Origin of the sequence: Burkholderia aenigmatica, from assembly GCF_048627025.1 — a bacterium.
In the GTDB taxonomy this organism is placed as follows: Bacteria; Pseudomonadota; Gammaproteobacteria; order Burkholderiales; family Burkholderiaceae; genus Burkholderia; species Burkholderia aenigmatica.
This window is the reverse complement of sequence record NZ_CP184470.1, coordinates 408,079-423,991: the sequence shown is the minus strand read 5'-3', so window position 1 is coordinate 423,991 and position 15,913 is coordinate 408,079. Positions and strand designations below refer to the sequence as shown.

Below are 15,913 nucleotides of genomic sequence, written 5' to 3'. Positions count from 1 at the left end.
GACCGCCGCGCGTCAGGACGGCCTGGCGGCCAGCAAGCCGGCGAGCGGCGCGACGCCGGCCTCGCCGCCGAGCAGCAGCGCGCCGTGGCCCATGTCGAGCACGGCCGCGAGGCTCTGCACGCCGCCGAGCTTGCGCACGTCGAAGGTCAGCCCGCCGTCGCGCGACGCGACGATCGCGCCGCCCTGCCCGACCAGCACGAGTTCGCCGTCGGTGAGCTGGGTCGCGCCGAAGTACGACACCGGTACATGGCTGTCGACGTGCGTCCAGGTCGCGCCGCGATCGGTGCTGCGCACGACGTTGCCGCGCATCCCGTAGGCAACCCAGTCGCCGTTCGCAAGCATCAGCGCGCCGAACAGCGAACCGGCGTACGGCGACGGCAGCTTGTCCCAGGTCGCGCCGTTGTCGGTCGAACGCAGCAGCGTGCCGCTCTCGCCCGCGATCAGCAGGCTGCCGTGGCCGTCGCCGACGATCGCGTTCAGGTGGCGGTCGCCGGCCGGGGTCTTCACGGTCTGCCAGTTGAGGCCCGCATCGTCCGAGCGCAGCAGCTGGCCGAAGCTGCCGGCCGCGAACAGCGGGCCGTCGGCCGTGCCCCAGATCGACAGCAACGGATCGGAATGCGCGTGATCCATGTACATCTCGCGCCAGTGCGCGCCGGCGTCGTCGCTGCGGACGATCCGGCCGTCGTGGCCGACCGCGATCCCGAGCGTCGGCGTGACGAAGCGCACCTGCGTGAGCGTCGAGCCCTGGTCGGGCGTGACCGACGCCGGCCGCCAGTGCGCGCCCGAATCGTCGCTCAGCAGGATCACGCCGCGCTCGCCGACCGCGACGATGCGCGCGCCGGCCTTCGCCAGCCCGTTGATCTGCAGGCGATCCGCCTGGATCGCGGTGACCGGGAACGCCGGCAGCGGGCGCGGCGAAAACGCGAACAGCGCGGCGCCGAGCACGAGCGCCGACATCGCGAGTCCGGGCAAAGTTCGTTTCATCGCTTGTCTCCTGTGTCTGCGTTCGACGACGGTTCGCGCCATGGCGCCCACCGCCGTCGCCTGCAAGTCTCCGGGCCCGTCGGTCGTTGCCGCGGCCTCGAATGGTCCTGAATGGAGGGCCGCTCGAGCGGCGCGGCCCGTCCGCGTGCCGCTACGCGCCGACTTCGAACAGCGCGGCGGCACCCATCCCGCCGCCGATGCACATCGTCACGACCGCGTGCCGCACGCCGCGCCGCGCGCCTTCGAGCAACGCGTGCATCGTCATCCGCGCGCCGGACATCCCGAATGGATGGCCAAGCGCGATCGCACCGCCGTCGACGTTCAGCCGCTCGTCCGGAATGCCGAGCGTGTCGCGGCAGTACAGCGCCTGGCACGCGAACGCCTCGTTCAGCTCCCACAGCCCGACATCGGCCACGGTCATTCCGAAGCGCGCCAGCAGCTTCGGGATCGCGAACACCGGGCCGATACCCATTTCGTCCGGCTCGCAGCCGGCCACCGCGAGGCCGCGGAACGCGCCGAGCGGCGTCAGGCCGCGGCGCTGGGCCTCGCCACGCGACATCACGACCACGGCTGCCGCGCCGTCCGACAGCTGCGACGCGTTGCCGGCCGTCACGAACTCGCCCTGCTCGACGACCTTGCCGCCGCTCCACGACGGCTTCAGCCCCGCGAGCCGTTCGGCCGTCGTGTCCGCGCGCACGCCTTCGTCTCGCGCGGCGTTCACGTCCTCGTGGCCGGCCGGGTTGCCTTCCTTGTCGAACAGCGCGCGCCGCACGTCGAGCGGTGCGATTTCCGCGTCGAAGCGGCCGGCCGCCTGGGCTTGCGCCGTGCGCTGGTGGCTCTGCAACGCGAATTCGTCCTGTGCCGCGCGCGAGATGCCATAGCGGCGCGACACGATCTCGGCCGTTTCCATCATCGCGATGTACGCCGCCGGCTGATGGTCGAGCACGGCCTGCGAACGCGCGCGATACGCGTTCTTGTGCTTGTTCTGCGTGAGCGAAATCGACTCGACGCCGCCCGCGACGACGATCCGCGCGTCGCCCGCGCCGATGCTGCGCGCGGCGCTCGCGATCGACATCAGCCCCGACGAGCACATGCGGTCGATCGCCATGCCGGGTACCGACGCCGGCAGCCCGGCCGCCGCAGCCGACAGGCGGCCGATGTTGTAGCCCTGCGTGCCCTGCTGCGCGGCGCAGCCGATCACCACGTCGTCGACATCGGCCGGCGCGACGCCCGCGCGGTCGAGCGCGGTGCGCACCACGTGGCCGCCGAGCGCGGGCGCCTCGGTGTCGTTGAACATGCCGCGAAACGCCTTGCCGATCGGCGTGCGTGCGACGGAAACGATGACTGCGTCTTCCATGTGTGTGGCTCTCTCGAACTAGAAGGTGTAACGGCTGATCGTGTCGGCGACGCAGCCGGGCTTGGCTTCGCCTTCGATCTCGACGGTCACGCGGATCCACGCCTGCACGCCGCCTTCGAGCGGCTCGACGCGCAGCAATTCGCCGACGCCGCGCACGCGCGCGCCGACCTTCACCGGCGCGGGGAAACGGATCTTGTCGCAGCCGTAATTGATGCCGAGCCGCGCGCCGTCGATCCGCACGATCTGCGGCAGGAAATAATTGACGAGCGACAACGTCAGGTAGCCGTGCGCGATGCACGCGCCGAACGGGCCGTCCTTCGCGCGCACCGGATCGACGTGCACCCACTGGTGATCGCCCGTCGCATCGGCGAAGCCGTCGATGCGGATCTGGTCGATCGCGAGCCATGCGCTCGCGCCGAGCGTGTCGCCGACGGCCGCCGCGAGTTCGCCGGGATGCGCGAACACGCGAGGCGTCGCGCGCACGGGGTCGAGGGTCGCGCTCATCATGCGTGCTGGCTGCTGACCGACAGCACTTCGCCCGTCATGTACGACGCGTAATCGCTTGCAAGAAACACCATCACGTTCGCGACCTCCCAGACTTCGGCGGCGCGCCCGAAGGCTTCGCGCGACGCCAGTTGATTCAGCAAGTCGGCCGGCGCCGACTTCTTCAGAAAATCGTGCATCGCGATGCTCGGCGCGACCGCATTGATGCGCACGCCGTACGGCGACGCCTCGAGCGCCGCGCAACGCGTGAGCGCCATCACGCCCGCCTTCGCGGCCGCGTAGTGCGCCTGTTCCGCCTGCGCGCGCCAGCCGAGCACCGATGCGTTGTTGACGATCGCGCCGCGGCCGCGGGCCTGCATGTGCGGCAGCATCGCGCGCGTCATCCGGAACGTCCCGGTGAGGCTAATGTCGATCACGCGCGACCATTCGGCATCGTCCATATCGACGATGCGGGTCGACCCGCCGAGCCCCGCGTTGTTGATCAGCACGTCGACGCCGTCGAGCTTGTCCTGCGCTTCGGTGACAAGCGCCTGCACGTCGGCCTCGACCGCAACGTTGCACAGGCGGCCGTACACCTGTTGCAGCCCCGTTTCGGCGCGCAGCGTCTCGACCGCCTGTTCGAGACGCTTTTCGTGGATGTCGGAGATGAACAACGCACGGCAGCCTTCCTCCGCACAGCGGCGGGCGGCCGCGAAGCCGATGCCGGCGCCGGCGGCGGCCGTGATCAGCACCGATTTGCCGGCGAGCAACTGGTGGCCCGGTACGTAGGCCGGTGCCTTCTGGATGATGGGTTCGGTCATGCTTGTCCTCGCGGTTCCCTGGGCATGCCGAGCCCGCGCTCGGCCATGATGTTGAGCTGGATTTCGTTGGTGCCCGCGTAGATCGTGTCCGCACGGGAGAACAGGAATACGCGCTGCAGATGGGTGAGTTTTTCGTCGGCCGGATCGATCACGTTCGCGCGGGACCCAAGCGCGTCCATCGCGAGTTGGCCGAGGTCGCGGTGCCAGTTCGACCAGTAGTACTTGTAGATCAGCGCCTCGCGGCGCAGCGGTGCGGAGCCGCCGTCGGCGTCGTCCGCGCCGGACAGCATCCGCAGCGCGTTGTAGCGCATCACGCGCAGCCCGGCCCACGCACGGCCGATCCGCTGGCGCAGCACGGGGTCGCGGTCGGTGCCCGCTTCGCGCGCGGCGTCGATCACCCACTCGAGCTCGCGGACGAACTGCATCTGCTGGCCGAGCGTCGACATCCCGCGCTCGAAGCCGAGCAACGTCATCGCGATCCGCCAGCCGTCGCCGGGGGCGCCGACGAGGTCGCGGGCGTCCGCGCGCGCGCCGTCGAAGAACACTTCGTTGAATTCGGCGCCGCCGTTGAGCTGCTTGATCGGCCGGATCTCGACGCCCGGCTGGTCGAGCGGCATCAGCAGGAACGACAGCCCCTTGTTGCCTTTCGACGCGGGATCGGTGCGCGCCAGCACGAAGATCCAGTTGGAATCGTGCGCGAGCGACGTCCACACCTTCTGGCCGTGGACGCGCCACGTTCCATCCGCGTCCTGCTCGGCGCGCGTGCGCACGTTGGCCAGGTCGGAACCCGCACCCGGCTCCGAATAGCCCTGGCACCAGAACTGCGTGCCGGCCAGGATGCCGGGCAGGAAGCGCGCGCGCTGGTCGTCGGTGCCGCATGCGACGAGCGTCGGCCCGAGCAACCCTTCGCCGATGTGGCCCATCCGCCCAGGGCCGCCGGCGCGCGCGTATTCCTCGTGGAAAATCACTTGCTCGGCGACCGAGAAGCCGCGCCCGCCGGCATCCGTCGGCCAGCCGAGGCCGGTCCAGCCGCCTTGCGCCAGTTCGCGTTCCCACGCCTTGCGCAGTTCGGGCCACGCTTCCTCGTCGCCGGGGCCACCGCGGTATTTCAGGCACGCGAAATCGCCGGTCAGGTGCGACTGCACCCAGTCGGCCACTTCGTGCCGCAATTGCTGTTCGCGCGTTTCGCTGTTCATTGGAGGGCTCCTGCGCGTGCTGCCGATGGACGGGAATCCACCGCAGCGGGTGGCGCGAACGCTCGATCGCGCTGCGATGCGCCGCCGTCGATCACATGGCTCGCGATCCATTCGAGCAGTTGCGGCGTCGTGCCGAACTGCGAACCCGATGCCTGTGCGCGCTTGAAATAGAGATGCGGGTCGTATTCCCACGTAAAGCCGACGCCGCCGTGCAGCTGGATCGCTTCCTGTGCGCAGAACGCGGCGGCGTCGTTCGCGGCGGATTTCGCGGCGGCGACGTCGACCCGCAGCGTCTCGCTGGGCACCGCGCTGCCGGCTTCCGCGTCCCACGCATGCGCGGCGCCGAGCACCGCCGAACGCGCGGATTCGATCAGCACCATCATCTGTGCGCAACGGTGCTTGACGGCCTGGAACGATGCGACCGCACGGCCGAACTGCACGCGCTGGCTCGTGTAGTCGAGCGTCAGGTCGAGGCATTGCTGAGCGCCGCCGAGTTGTTCGGCAGCCAGCGCGAGCGCCGCGAACCAGGCGGTGCGTTCCAGCACCTGTGCAACCACTGTGCCGCCAGCAAGCAACGCATCGCGACTCACACGGGCTTCGTCGAGCACGATCCGTGCGATCGGCCGAGTGGCGTCGAGCGTGTCGAGCGGCGTGACTTTGAGGCCCGACGCCGTTGCGACATCGATCGCGAACAAACCAATCGACTGCCCTTCATTCGCGATCCGGGCAGGAACCAATAGCAGGTCGGCGCGCGCACCGTCGATCGCCTGGGGAATCGTGCCGGTCAGCGCATAGCCGCCGGCCGTTTCTTCCGCGACGACCGGCAGCGGCCATGCACCCACCGGCGCATCGAGCGGCAGCGCCAGCGTCGCGCTGCATGCGCCTTCGGCAATCTTCGCGAGCCAGCCGTTTGCCAGCGACGTGCCTGCGCAGCCCGCGAGCGCGTTCGCCGCGAGGCACGCGGTCGAAAAATACGGCACGCACGCAATCCGCCGGCCGAGCTGTTCCATCAGTACGGTCTGCTCGACTGCGCCGAGCCCCAGCCCGCCGGCCGCCTCGGGCAATGCGAGCGCGTTCCAGCCAAGCTCGCCTCCCAGCGCAGCCCACAACGCATCGTCGCGGCCGGCCGACTGTTCGAGCGCGCGGCGCACGTCCGCGGACGCGCTGCGCTCGGCGAGCACGTCGGCCGCCGCGTCGCGGATCATGGCCTGTTCGTCGGTGAGCGCCAGATCCATTGCTCAGCTCCCGTACACGCGCTGCGCGGGACGCACATCGGCGAGCAACTGCGCCACCGCCGGGCCGACCTCGGCCGCCGCCCAGCGAGCGCCGCGATCGACGCTCGGGCCCGTGCGCCAGCCTTCCGCGACCGCGATCATCCCGCCCGCGACCTCGAACACCTGGCCCGTCACGTCAGCCGACAGCGCGCTGCCGAGCCACACGACCAGCGGCGCGACGTTGGCCGGATCGAAATAGTCGAAGCCGCCGTCCTCGGGCTTCTTCATCATGTCGGCGAACACGCCTTCCGTCATCGACGTGCGCGCGGCCGGCGCAAGCGCGTTCACGCGCACGCCGTAGCGCTGCAGCTCGGCCGCCTGCATCAGCGTGAGCGCCGCGATGCCGGCCTTCGCCGCGCCGTAGTTCGACTGGCCGATCGAGCCTTGCAGCCCGGCGCCCGAACTCGTGTTGACGATCCGCGCATCGACCGGCTGCCCTGCCTTCGCGGCATCGCGCCACACGCGCGCCAGCACGCTCGACAGGCAGAAGTGGCCGCGCAGGTGCACGCGCATCACGTCGTCCCAGTCGGTTTCGGTCATGCTCGTGAACATCTTGTCGCGGCAGATGCCTGCGTTGTTGACGAGCACGTGCACGTCGCCGAATGCATCGCGTGCCGCGTCGACGATCCGCTGCGCGGTGTCGACCTGCGTGATGTCGTCCGCGTTCGCGAGCGCGCGGCCGCCACGTTGCGCGATCTCGTCGACGACCGCTTGCGCCGCTTCGTGCCGAATGTCGTTGACGACGACCGCCGCGCCTTCGGCCGCGAATGCAAGCGCGTATGCGCGCCCGAGCCCGCCGCCCGCGCCGGTGATGATGACGGTGCGTCCGTTACAGATTCCCATGCTTGTGCCTCGTGGATCGTGAAGGTGACGCGCTCACAGGCGCTCGATGATCGTGACGTTCGCGAGGCCGCCGCCTTCGCACATCGTCTGCAGCCCGTAGCGGCCGCCCGTGCGTTCCAGCTCGTGCAGCAGCGTCGTCATCAGCCGCGCGCCGGTCGCGCCGAGCGGATGGCCGAGCGCGATCCCGCCGCCGTTCGGGTTGGTCTTCTCGTGCGGGAAGCGTGTGTCCGCGAGCCATGCCTGCGCGACCGATGCGAACGCCTCGTTCATCTCGACGACGTCGATCTGCGACCAGTCGAGGCCGGCCTTCTTGAGCGCAGCCTTCGTCGCGGGAATCGGTGCGGTCAGCATCCACAACGGATCGTCGCCGAGCACGCTCAGGTGATGGATGCGCGCGCGCGGCGTGAGGCCGTAGCGCTTCAACGCATCCTCCGACACGATCAGCAGCGCGGCGGCCGCATCGCAGGTCTGGCTCGCGACGGCAGCGGTCAGCGAGCCGCCCGGCGTCAGCGGCTCGAGCGTCGCCATCTTTTCCAGCGACGTATCGGGACGCGGCGTCTCGTCGTGCATCACGCCTTCGAGCGGCACGATCTCCCGCTTGAAATGACCGGCCTCGATCGCCGCGACCGCGCGACGATGGCTTTCGAGCGCATAACGCTCCATCGCGTCGCGCGACAGGTTCCAGTGATCGGCGATCCGCTGCGCGGCGACGAACTGCGACACCGGCGCATCGCCGAAGCGCGCGCGCCAGCCGGTGCTGCCCGAGAACGGGTCGTTGAAGCCGAGCGGCGCCGCGCAGGTCATCGCGGACGAAATCGGGATCTGCGTCATCGTCTGCACGCCGCCGGCCACCACCACGTCCTGCACGCCGCTCATCACGGCCTGCGCGGCGAAGTGCACGGCCTGCTGCGACGAGCCGCACTGGCGGTCGACCGTCACGCCCGGCACCTGCAGCGGCAACCCGGCCGCGAGCCAGCAGGTGCGCGCGATGTTGCCCGCGAGCGGGCCGATCGTGTCGACGCAGCCGAACACCACGTCGTCGTAGTCGTCGGCCGGAATCGCGTTGCGTTCGACGAGCGTCTTCAGCACGAAGCCGCCGAGGTCCGCCGCATGCACGTGCGCGAGCCCGCCCTTGCGGCGGCCGGTCGGCGTGCGCAGCGCGTCGACGATATAGGCTTGTTTCATCAGTTGGATTCCTCGAGGTCGAAGGTCTGCGCGGGGCCGATCGGCAACGCGTCGCCGAGGATCGCGTCGGCCACGCGGGCCTTGTGGAACGCGCTGTCGCCCCAGCTGCCGGACAGCGCCCAGATGCGCTTCATGAAGATCTGCAGGTCGAGTTCCCACGTGTAGCCGATCGCGCCGTGCACCTGCATCGTGTGGCGCGCAGCCAGTTGCGCGGCGGCAGTGGCCGCGAGCTTCGCGTGCGACACGAACACCGCGCGCTGCGGATGGTCGTCGGCGATCGCCTGCGCGGCGCGCGCGACCACCGGCCGCGCGAACTCGTAGCGAATCGCGACATCGGCGAGCAGGTGCTTGAGCGCCTGGTACGAGCCGATCGCCTTGCCGAACTGTTTGCGCTGCGCGCTGTAGTCGATCGCGACGTCGAGCACGCGCTGCGTGAGGCCGAGCAACTGCGCGGCGACCGCGAACGCGCCGTGGTCGAGCGCGCGATTCAGCAGCGGCGCGGCGTCGTCGGCGCTCGCGATGCGCGTGGCCGCCGACGGTTCCCAGTCGAGCGAAAACAGGCGCCGCGACGGGTCGACGCTGTCGACCGCGCGCCACGCGCACTGCGCGGGATCGACGCGGTGCAGCTCGCCGCGGTGCTCGCACAGCAGCGTCTGCGCGACGTGCACGTCGGCCGCATACGGGTTCACCGGATGCACGAGCGCGACGCGCGCGCGGCCTTCCGCGATGTCGCTCAGCAGCGCGTCGCGCCAGCCGCTCGCGGGCAGCCGCGCCAGCACGCCGGCCGACACGAGCGCCGTGTCGAGCAGCGGCTCGGGGCTGCCGAAGTAGCCGTAGGTCTGCGCGAGCAGCGCCCATTCGACTTCGGTCAGGCCGAGGCCGCCGTGCGCTTCCGGCACCGACACGGCGGTCAGCCCCTGCGACGCGAACAGCGCCCACAGGTCGTCCGAACGCCCGGTCGGCGTGGCCCACAGCTCGCGGATCAGCTCGGGCGTCATCTCGGTCATCAGCAGGCGCTTCACGCTGTCCGCGAGCGCTTCCTGGTCTTCATCGAATACGAAATCCATACGATGTCCGTTCAGTGAGGGAGTCGCCGGCGCGCTTACGCGCGCGGCATGCCGAGCATCCGTTCGGCGACGATGTTGCGCTGGATCTCGTTGGTGCCCGCGTAGATCGGGCCGGCCTGCGCGAACAGGAAGCCGTCGAGCCAGTGGCCGAGCGTCGCGTGCTGCGCGGCCGTCTGCGGAACGACCTCGCCGTGCGCGCCGAGGATGTCGAGCGCCGTCTGGTGCATGCGCAGGTCGAGTTCCGACCAGAACACCTTGTTGGTGCTCGACTCCGCGCCGATGTGGCCGCCCTTCAGCAGCCGGCTCGCGGTCGCGTAGGTCGACAGCGCGTAGGCCTGCGCATCCATCCATGCCTGCACCACGCGCTCGCGCAGCGTCGGATCGCGGTCCGCGCTGTCGCGGTGCGCGAGATACAGGTCGCGCAGCGCCTGCGCGGTGCGCTGGAAGCGCGCCGGCGAACGCAGCATCAGCCCGCGCTCGAAGCCGGCCGTCGCCATCGCGACCTGCCAGCCCGCGCCTTCGGCCGCGAGACGGTTCTCGACCGGCACGCGCACGTCGTCGAAGAAGATCTCCGCGAAGCCCGTCTGCCCGTTCAGCTGGCGGATCGGCCGCACCGTGATGCCCGGCGCGGACAGCGGCACCATCAGGAACGTGAGCCCGTGGTGGCGCGACGATTCGGGGTCGCTGCGGAACAGGCCGAACAGCCAGTCGGCCCACACCGCGCGGGTCGACCAGATCTTCTGGCCGTTCAGCACGTATTCGTCGCCGATCCGGGCAGCGGTCGTGCGGATCGCGGCCATGTCCGAGCCCGCGTTCGGCTCCGACCAGCCCTGCGCCCACACGTGCTCGCCGGCCGCCATCGCGGGCAGGAAGCGCGCCTTCTGCTCCGCCGTGCCGAAATCCATCAGCGTCGGGCCGAGCAGGAAGATGCCGTTCTGGTTCACGCGCATCGGTGCGTCGGCGCGCCAGTATTCCTCTTCGAAGATCAGCCACTCGATCAGGTCGCAGCCGCGCCCGCCCAGCTCGCGCGGCCACGTGACCATGCTCCAGCGGCCCGAGTGCAGCGTGCGCTCCCATTCGCGGTGCGCGGCAAAGCCTGCTTCCGTGTCGAAGCTCGGCAGCCGCTCGCGCGGCACGTGCGCGGCGAGCCAGTCGCGGATTTCCGCGCGGAACGCCTGCTGTTGCGGCGTATAGGTCAGGTTCATGCGCGTGCCTCCTCGGCGGCGGCCTGCGCGTCGAAGCGCGCGTCGCGCTTCTCGACGAACGCGGCCCGTGCCTCGGTCGAATCGTTCGTCATGTACGCCTGCAGCGTGAAGCCCTGCTCCCAGCGGTACTTGTCCTCGAGATCGCCGTCCTCGACGCCGTTCAGCGCCTCCTTCGCGAGCCGCACCATCGCGGGGCTCTTCTCGGCGATCTTGCGGGCGATCGCGAGCGCCGCGTCGCGCAGCGCGTCGCGCGTCACGACCTGCTCGACCGCGCCGAGCCGGTACGCTTCGGCCGCGTCGATCATCTCGCCGGTGAAATACATCATGCGCACCTTCTGCACGCCGAACAGCCGCTGCAGATGCGCGCCGCCGCCCATCGCGCCACGGTCGATCTCGGGCACGCCGAAGCGCGCGCAATCGGCCGCGACGACAATGTCCGCCGCACCGCAGATGCCGATCCCGCCGCCGAGCACGAAGCCGTGCACGGCCGCGATCACCGGTTTCGGGTTGCGGTGCACCGCGCGGAACGTCTCGTAGTTGCCTGCGTTGACCGCGACGATCCGCTCCGGATGCGCGGCCAGTTCCTTGATGTCGACGCCCGCGCAGAAGCCGCGGCCCTCGCCGCGCACGACGATCGCGCGCACGTCGTCGTCCTCGCCGAGCGCGTCGAGCGCGCGAGCCAGCGCGTGCCAGCCCTGTGCGTCGAGCGCGTTCACGGGCGGATGGGCGATCACCAGTTCGGCGATGCCGTCCGCGCGGTCGATCCGGAACGGCGTTGCGCCGGCCGGTTGGTTGGATGCTGTCATCTCCTCTGCCTCCCTGTGATTATGTTCACGCAGCCTGCGTCGCTGGCGCGCCGCGCAGCGCGGCCAGCGCATCGAGCCGCTCGCCGGCTTCCGCGACGATCCGCGCGATCAATGCGTCGCACGATTCGATCGCGCCGATCATCGCGGCCGCCTGGCCGCTCGGCAGCACGCCTTCGTCGGGGCGCCCCTCGACAATCGCGCGCTGAATCAGGAACGGCGCGTTCGCGGCCATCAGCGTCTGGCTCGCCGTGTAGTCCTGCGAGCGCAGCGCCTTGAGCGCGAGGCCGAGCATGTCGCCCGTGCTCAGCCCGTTCTGGCGCCGCCACGCTTCGGCCGTCTTCAACGCGAACCACGTGCGGCGCAGCGGGCCGAAGCGTTCGAGCTTCAGCAGATACGGGTTGTCGATCATCCGTTGCGGCAGCCCGTCGAGCGCGTCCGACACGCGGATCCGCGCCGGGTCGCCGACCGCGACGTAGCGTTCGAGCGTTTCGCGCGGCACCGGCGATTCGGCGCTCATCAGGAAGCGCGTGCCCATCGCGATGCCGGCCGCGCCGTAGGCCAGCGCGGCAGCCAGCCCGCGCCCGTCGAAGAAGCCGCCGGCCGCGACGACCGGCACCCGCACCGCGTCGAGCACCTTCGGCAGCAGCAGCGTGGTCGGCACCGCGCCCGTGTGGCCGCCGCCTTCCGCGCCCTGCACGGTGACGATGTCCGCGCCGAGCTCGACCGCCTTCGCCGCGTGCTTTGGCGCGCCGACGGTCGGCATGCAGACGATGCCGGCCTCCTTGAAGCGGCGGATCGTCTTCGCGTCAGGCCCGCGGCCGTAGCTGACCGCGCGCAGCCGGTGCTTGATCGCGAGTTCGACGACCTGCTGCGCGTTCTTCTGGAACATGTGGAAGTTGATGCCGAACGGCTGGTCGGTCAGCGATTTCACCTTCAGGATCTCGGCCTCGACCTGCTCGGGTTCGAGCGTCGCGCCAGCCAGGAAGCCGAAGCCACCCGCGTTACCGGTGGCCGCGACGAGGCGTGCGTCGGCCACCCAGCCCATCGCGGTCTGCACGATCGGGTAACGGCAGCCGAGCAGGTCGCACAGCGGCGTATGCAGCGTCGTGCTCATGCGGCGGCTCCGTTGACGGCGGCCGGTGCCGGCGCCTGCGCGTCGCTACGGTCGGCGCCGTTCGGCTGGCGCTGCGAGCTGGCCATGCTGCGGGCGTCGTAGCCGCCGAGACGGTCGCCGCTCACCAGCTCGTTGTGCGCATGCGCAAAGTGATGCCACGCGAACGCCGCATCCATCGCCGCGCGCTTGCCCTGCAGTTCCTCGACGTGGTTCAGCGCCTGCTTGGTCAGCGTGAGCCCGAGGCGCGGCATCGTCGCGATCTTCGCGGCGATCGCGTAGGTCGCGTCGCGCAACCGCTCGCGCGGCACCACGCGGTTGACCATGCCCATCTGGTACGCGCGTTCCGCCGGCATCCGCTCGCCGAGGAACAGGAATTCCTTCGCGATGCGCGGGTTCAGCTCGTACGCATGCGCGAAATACTCGACACCCGGAATCCCCATCCGCACGACCGGATCGGCAAAGAACGCATCCTCCGACGCGACGATCAGGTCGCACACCCACGCGAGCATCAGCCCGCCGGCAATGCAGGCGCCCTGCACCATCGCGATCGTCGGCTTCGGCAGGTCGCGCCAGCGCCGGCACATCCCGAGATACACCTCCTGCTCGCGTGCATAGAGGAATTCGCCGCCTTCCTTGTCGACGTGGTCGTACCACAGCGACTCGCGCTCGAACGACTCGTGGATATCGCGGCCCGGCGTGCCGATGTCGTGGCCCGCCGAGAAATGCTTGCCGGCGCCCGCGAGCACGATCGCCTTCACCGCGTCGTCGTGCGCCGCGCGCCGGAATGCCGCGTCGAGCGCATAGGTCATCTTCGAGTTCTGCGCGTTGTGGTACTCGGGGCGGTTCATCGTGATCGTCGCGATGCCGCCTTCGACCGCGTAATCGACGACGCCGTCGCCGAACGTCAGCTGGGTCGCTTCCATGTCTGACCTCATCCCCGGCGCGGCGCCGGATTGTTGCGCACGATCGTCGCGCGCAGGTTGTGCGGATCGAGCGATCGGACGATGCGCAGGTCTTCTGCGTTCGGCGCGGCCGTCGTGCCGAGGTCCGGTGCGGCGATCAGCGGGAAGCCCGTCGCGTCCTGCACCTCGTCGAAGCTCACGCCCGGATGCAGCGAGCGCACGCGGATCGCATGGTCGGGCCCGCCGAAATCCATCACGCACAGGTCGGTGACGATGCTGCGCAGGTCGACGAAGGTCTTCATCCCGGGCAGTCGACGCGCCGGGTTGTAGCCGACCGTGCACACCATGTCGACTTCGTGTTCGACGAACGTGCGCTTGCCGTGGCCGCTGACGAAGAACGAGTTCGCGTGGTTCGTCGTGTTGCCGGGGAAGCCGCGTGCACCGAGCAGCTGGGTTTTCGGGCGGGCGTAGTCGTCGCCGAGCCACGAGATGTTGGCCTGGCCGAAGCGGTCGATCTGCGTCGGCATCACGAGCGCATGGCGGCGGCCGTGCCACAGGCAGTCGAACACGCGTTCGTAGGTCATCCAGCCGCTTGCCTTCACGCGATAGCCGTCGGGGCGCGGCCCAAGCGGCACCGGCTCCTCGACGAGATACGCTTCGCCGTCGGTCAGCATCAGCCCGTTGTTGTATGCCAGGCGCGCGAGGCCGGCCGCGAGCCGCGGGCCCGTGCCGATGCCGGTCGCCAGCACTTCGCCGTCGTCGCGCCAGAGCCGCGCGGCCGCGACGATCATCAGTTCCGCGAGGGAATGGTCGAGAGATTCGCTCACAAGGCGCTCCTTTACAGAATCGGCAACGGCAGCGTCGTCACGTGCGACAGCCCGCCGACGCCTTCGAGGTACTGGCGTTCGTCCTGGCCGACCACGTCGCGCAGGTACGCCGCCGTCTTCACGTCGTCTTCCGCGCTCGTGCAGTACGCGCGCAGGTGCGGCAAGTCCCAGCCGTAGGCCGGCCCGCACGAGGTCGGGTGTGCGCCGCCCGGCGCATGCACGACGCCGCTGACGAGCGAACGCTCGAACGGGTTGCGTTTCGCGGCGTCGAGGTCTTCGCTCGCGAGCGACGCGTCGACCGTTTCCGCCGACACGTAGCAGCGCTGCGCCGCACGGGCCAGCCACGCGTCGAAGAACGGATCGGGACCGTCGATGCGCGTGTTGCCCATCCGGTCGGCCGCGTTCACGTGCAGCAGCGCGACGTCGAGTTCGATCGCGGGCATCGCGAGCAGCGTCTCGCCGTCGTCGTACGGCGATTGCACCGTGCGCAATTGCGGCGCGTAATCGAGCAGCGCGGTGCCGAGCCCGGCGCGCGTCGGCAGGAACGGCAGGCGCGCGGCGGCCGCGCGCAGGCCGAGCTGCAGCATGCCTTCGTCGAGTTCGAGCACGTCGACGCGGCCCTGCTCGCGGGCGCGGCGGAAATGCGGTTCGAGCGGAATCACGTCGAGCGACACGAAGCCGAACACCACCTTGCGCACCTTTCCCGCCGCGCAAAGCAGGCCGACATCGGCGCCGCCGTACGCGACGATCGTCAGGTCCTTCAGGTTCGAGCGCGCGATCTCGCGCACCAGCGCCATCGGCTTGCGCCGCGGCCCCCATCCGCCGATGCCGATCGTCATGCCGTCGGCGAGTTGCGCGACCACGTCGCGCGCGGACATCGTCTTGTCGAGAGGTTTCATCGTCATCGTGCTGGCTTACCGGTATCCGATGCTGAAGTCGTGGCCCCACTGGCTCACCTGAGTGGCCTCGAACACCGCGTGCTGCGACCAGTCGACCGTGAGGCCGCCGAAGCCGTATTCGAGATCGAAGCCGCCGGGGGTCTTCATGTAGAACGAGATCATCTGGTCGTTGCAGTGACGGCCGAGCGTCGCGGACAGCTTCACGTCGTGCGCGGCGACGCGATCCAGCGCGCGGCCCACCTCGTCCATCGAGTCGACTTCGGCCATCACGTGCACGCAGCCGGACGGCACGGCCATCTCGAACAGCGCGAGGCTGTGATGGCGCGCGTTGCGGCAGTGCATGAAATGGATGCGCTTCTCCGGCTCGGCCGGATCGGGCGTGAACTTCACGCGGTAGATGTCGGACAGCTCGAAGCCGAGCACGCCGCGCACGAACGCGTCGGTCGCGTCGAACTGCGGCGCCGGCAGCACCGCGTGGCCGAGCCCCATGTCGCCGGTGATGAAGCGCGACACGCCGAGCGGCGACACGAAACGGCGGAAGTCGCAGCGCGGCCCCCAGTAAAGTTCGTGGCGGTTGCCGGACGGGTCGGTGCACCACGCCATCGCCTGCACGCGGCGCAGCGCGGCTTCGTCGCGGGTGGCGCGCACGGGTTCGACGCCCGCGCGCTGCAGTGCCGCAAGCGCGGCGTCGAACGCGGCGCCGTCGGGCAGTTCCCAACCCGACGCGAAATAGCGGTCGGCCTGGCCGGGGACGATCACGTAGCGGAAATCGCGTTCGTCCATCTTCAGGTACAACGCGCCGTCGGGCGCGTCGATCGCCTGCATGCCCAGCACGTCTTCCGCATAGCGGCGCCACGCGTCGACGCGGGTCGCTTCGACGACCACATAGCCGAGTGCACGGACATCGATCATGTCGGCCTCCTCCTCGTTCAGAATCCGTTGTTCGTGAA

The 15,913-nt window shown here is 70.0% G+C and carries 16 protein-coding genes; all 16 read right to left on the bottom strand.

Going from position 1 to position 15,913, the window contains the following annotated elements; all coding sequences use genetic code 11:
* Positions 1–12 precede the first annotated feature (12 nt).
* The 16 genes from ACN8ZM_RS34260 to ACN8ZM_RS34185 all read right to left on the bottom strand — a co-directional run bounded on the left by ACN8ZM_RS34260 (position 13) and on the right by ACN8ZM_RS34185 (position 15,875).
* On the bottom strand, positions 13–984 hold the full coding sequence (locus tag ACN8ZM_RS34260) for a WD40/YVTN/BNR-like repeat-containing protein (protein WP_420213223.1): 972 nt from the start codon (positions 982–984) through the stop codon (positions 13–15).
* Positions 985–1,135: 151 nt separating this feature from the next.
* Positions 1,136–2,341 carry an acetyl-CoA C-acyltransferase gene (locus tag ACN8ZM_RS34255; protein WP_420213222.1) on the bottom strand — a complete coding sequence of 402 codons (1,206 nt, stop codon included), beginning with the start codon at positions 2,339–2,341 and terminating at the stop codon, positions 1,136–1,138.
* A gap of 18 nt (positions 2,342–2,359) precedes the next feature.
* A complete protein-coding gene (locus ACN8ZM_RS34250) occupies positions 2,360–2,845 on the bottom strand; it encodes a MaoC family dehydratase (protein WP_420213337.1) in 486 nt (161 codons plus the stop codon).
* Positions 2,845–3,645, bottom strand: a complete 801-nt coding sequence (locus ACN8ZM_RS34245) for an SDR family oxidoreductase (protein WP_420213221.1) — start codon at positions 3,643–3,645, stop codon at positions 2,845–2,847. The genes ACN8ZM_RS34250 and ACN8ZM_RS34245 overlap by 1 nt, the downstream gene beginning before the upstream one ends.
* The gene (locus tag ACN8ZM_RS34240) at positions 3,642–4,841 is read right to left on the bottom strand and encodes an acyl-CoA dehydrogenase family protein (protein WP_420213219.1); all 1,200 of its coding nucleotides are present in this window, start codon (positions 4,839–4,841) and stop codon (positions 3,642–3,644) included. The genes ACN8ZM_RS34245 and ACN8ZM_RS34240 overlap by 4 nt, the downstream gene beginning before the upstream one ends.
* Positions 4,838–6,076, bottom strand: coding sequence for an acyl-CoA dehydrogenase family protein (locus ACN8ZM_RS34235; protein WP_420213218.1), 1,239 nt, complete (start codon positions 6,074–6,076; stop codon positions 4,838–4,840). The genes ACN8ZM_RS34240 and ACN8ZM_RS34235 overlap by 4 nt, the downstream gene beginning before the upstream one ends.
* A 3-nt stretch (positions 6,077–6,079) precedes the next feature.
* On the bottom strand, positions 6,080–6,958 hold the full coding sequence (locus tag ACN8ZM_RS34230; protein WP_420213217.1) for an SDR family oxidoreductase: 879 nt from the start codon (positions 6,956–6,958) through the stop codon (positions 6,080–6,082).
* 33 nt (positions 6,959–6,991) lie between these two features.
* Positions 6,992–8,143 carry an acetyl-CoA C-acetyltransferase gene (locus ACN8ZM_RS34225; protein ID WP_301767723.1) on the bottom strand — a complete coding sequence of 384 codons (1,152 nt, stop codon included), beginning with the start codon at positions 8,141–8,143 and terminating at the stop codon, positions 6,992–6,994.
* Entirely contained in the window at positions 8,143–9,210 is a 1,068-nt protein-coding gene (locus tag ACN8ZM_RS34220) for an acyl-CoA dehydrogenase family protein (RefSeq protein WP_420213216.1), read from the bottom strand. Before ACN8ZM_RS34220 ends, ACN8ZM_RS34225 begins: the two co-directional genes overlap by 1 nt.
* Positions 9,211–9,245: 35 nt before the next feature.
* Positions 9,246–10,415: an acyl-CoA dehydrogenase family protein gene (locus ACN8ZM_RS34215; protein WP_043186566.1), complete on the bottom strand. Its 1,170-nt coding sequence runs from the start codon at positions 10,413–10,415 to the stop codon at positions 9,246–9,248.
* A complete protein-coding gene (locus tag ACN8ZM_RS34210; protein ID WP_043186564.1) occupies positions 10,412–11,221 on the bottom strand; it encodes an enoyl-CoA hydratase family protein in 810 nt (269 codons plus the stop codon). Before ACN8ZM_RS34210 ends, ACN8ZM_RS34215 begins: the two co-directional genes overlap by 4 nt.
* A gap of 25 nt (positions 11,222–11,246) precedes the next feature.
* A complete protein-coding gene (locus ACN8ZM_RS34205; RefSeq protein ID WP_420213215.1) occupies positions 11,247–12,335 on the bottom strand; it encodes an NAD(P)H-dependent flavin oxidoreductase in 1,089 nt (362 codons plus the stop codon).
* A complete protein-coding gene (locus ACN8ZM_RS34200) occupies positions 12,332–13,258 on the bottom strand; it encodes an enoyl-CoA hydratase (RefSeq protein ID WP_205824006.1) in 927 nt (308 codons plus the stop codon). The genes ACN8ZM_RS34205 and ACN8ZM_RS34200 overlap by 4 nt, the downstream gene beginning before the upstream one ends.
* Before the next feature lie 8 nt (positions 13,259–13,266).
* Positions 13,267–14,064, bottom strand: coding sequence for a CoA-transferase subunit beta (locus tag ACN8ZM_RS34195; protein WP_420213214.1), 798 nt, complete (start codon positions 14,062–14,064; stop codon positions 13,267–13,269).
* An 11-nt stretch (positions 14,065–14,075) separates the two neighbouring features.
* Positions 14,076–14,969: a CoA transferase subunit A gene (locus tag ACN8ZM_RS34190; protein WP_420213213.1), complete on the bottom strand. Its 894-nt coding sequence runs from the start codon at positions 14,967–14,969 to the stop codon at positions 14,076–14,078.
* Positions 14,970–14,978: 9 nt separating this feature from the next.
* The gene (locus ACN8ZM_RS34185; RefSeq protein ID WP_205824008.1) at positions 14,979–15,875 is read right to left on the bottom strand and encodes a VOC family protein; all 897 of its coding nucleotides are present in this window, start codon (positions 15,873–15,875) and stop codon (positions 14,979–14,981) included.
* Between the last annotated feature and the right edge of the window lie 38 nt (positions 15,876–15,913).

What these genes read in the sequence shown, in the direction of transcription:
- ACN8ZM_RS34260 (WP_420213223.1), bottom strand. Translation starts at nt 984, where the DNA reads ATGAAACGAACTTTGCCCGGACTCGCGATGTCGGCGCTCGTGCTCGGC.
- ACN8ZM_RS34255 (WP_420213222.1), bottom strand. Translation starts at nt 2,341, where the DNA reads ATGGAAGACGCAGTCATCGTTTCCGTCGCACGCACGCCGATCGGCAAG.
- ACN8ZM_RS34250 (WP_420213337.1), bottom strand. Translation starts at nt 2,845, where the DNA reads ATGAGCGCGACCCTCGACCCCGTGCGCGCGACGCCTCGCGTGTTCGCG.
- ACN8ZM_RS34245 (WP_420213221.1), bottom strand. Translation starts at nt 3,645, where the DNA reads ATGACCGAACCCATCATCCAGAAGGCACCGGCCTACGTACCGGGCCAC.
- ACN8ZM_RS34240 (WP_420213219.1), bottom strand. Translation starts at nt 4,841, where the DNA reads ATGAACAGCGAAACGCGCGAACAGCAATTGCGGCACGAAGTGGCCGAC.
- ACN8ZM_RS34235 (WP_420213218.1), bottom strand. Translation starts at nt 6,076, where the DNA reads ATGGATCTGGCGCTCACCGACGAACAGGCCATGATCCGCGACGCGGCG.
- ACN8ZM_RS34230 (WP_420213217.1), bottom strand. Translation starts at nt 6,958, where the DNA reads ATGGGAATCTGTAACGGACGCACCGTCATCATCACCGGCGCGGGCGGC.
- ACN8ZM_RS34225 (WP_301767723.1), bottom strand. Translation starts at nt 8,143, where the DNA reads ATGAAACAAGCCTATATCGTCGACGCGCTGCGCACGCCGACCGGCCGC.
- ACN8ZM_RS34220 (WP_420213216.1), bottom strand. Translation starts at nt 9,210, where the DNA reads ATGGATTTCGTATTCGATGAAGACCAGGAAGCGCTCGCGGACAGCGTG.
- ACN8ZM_RS34215 (WP_043186566.1), bottom strand. Translation starts at nt 10,415, where the DNA reads ATGAACCTGACCTATACGCCGCAACAGCAGGCGTTCCGCGCGGAAATC.
- ACN8ZM_RS34210 (WP_043186564.1), bottom strand. Translation starts at nt 11,221, where the DNA reads ATGACAGCATCCAACCAACCGGCCGGCGCAACGCCGTTCCGGATCGAC.
- ACN8ZM_RS34205 (WP_420213215.1), bottom strand. Translation starts at nt 12,335, where the DNA reads ATGAGCACGACGCTGCATACGCCGCTGTGCGACCTGCTCGGCTGCCGT.
- ACN8ZM_RS34200 (WP_205824006.1), bottom strand. Translation starts at nt 13,258, where the DNA reads ATGGAAGCGACCCAGCTGACGTTCGGCGACGGCGTCGTCGATTACGCG.
- ACN8ZM_RS34190 (WP_420213213.1), bottom strand. Translation starts at nt 14,969, where the DNA reads ATGACGATGAAACCTCTCGACAAGACGATGTCCGCGCGCGACGTGGTC.
- ACN8ZM_RS34185 (WP_205824008.1), bottom strand. Translation starts at nt 15,875, where the DNA reads ATGATCGATGTCCGTGCACTCGGCTATGTGGTCGTCGAAGCGACCCGC.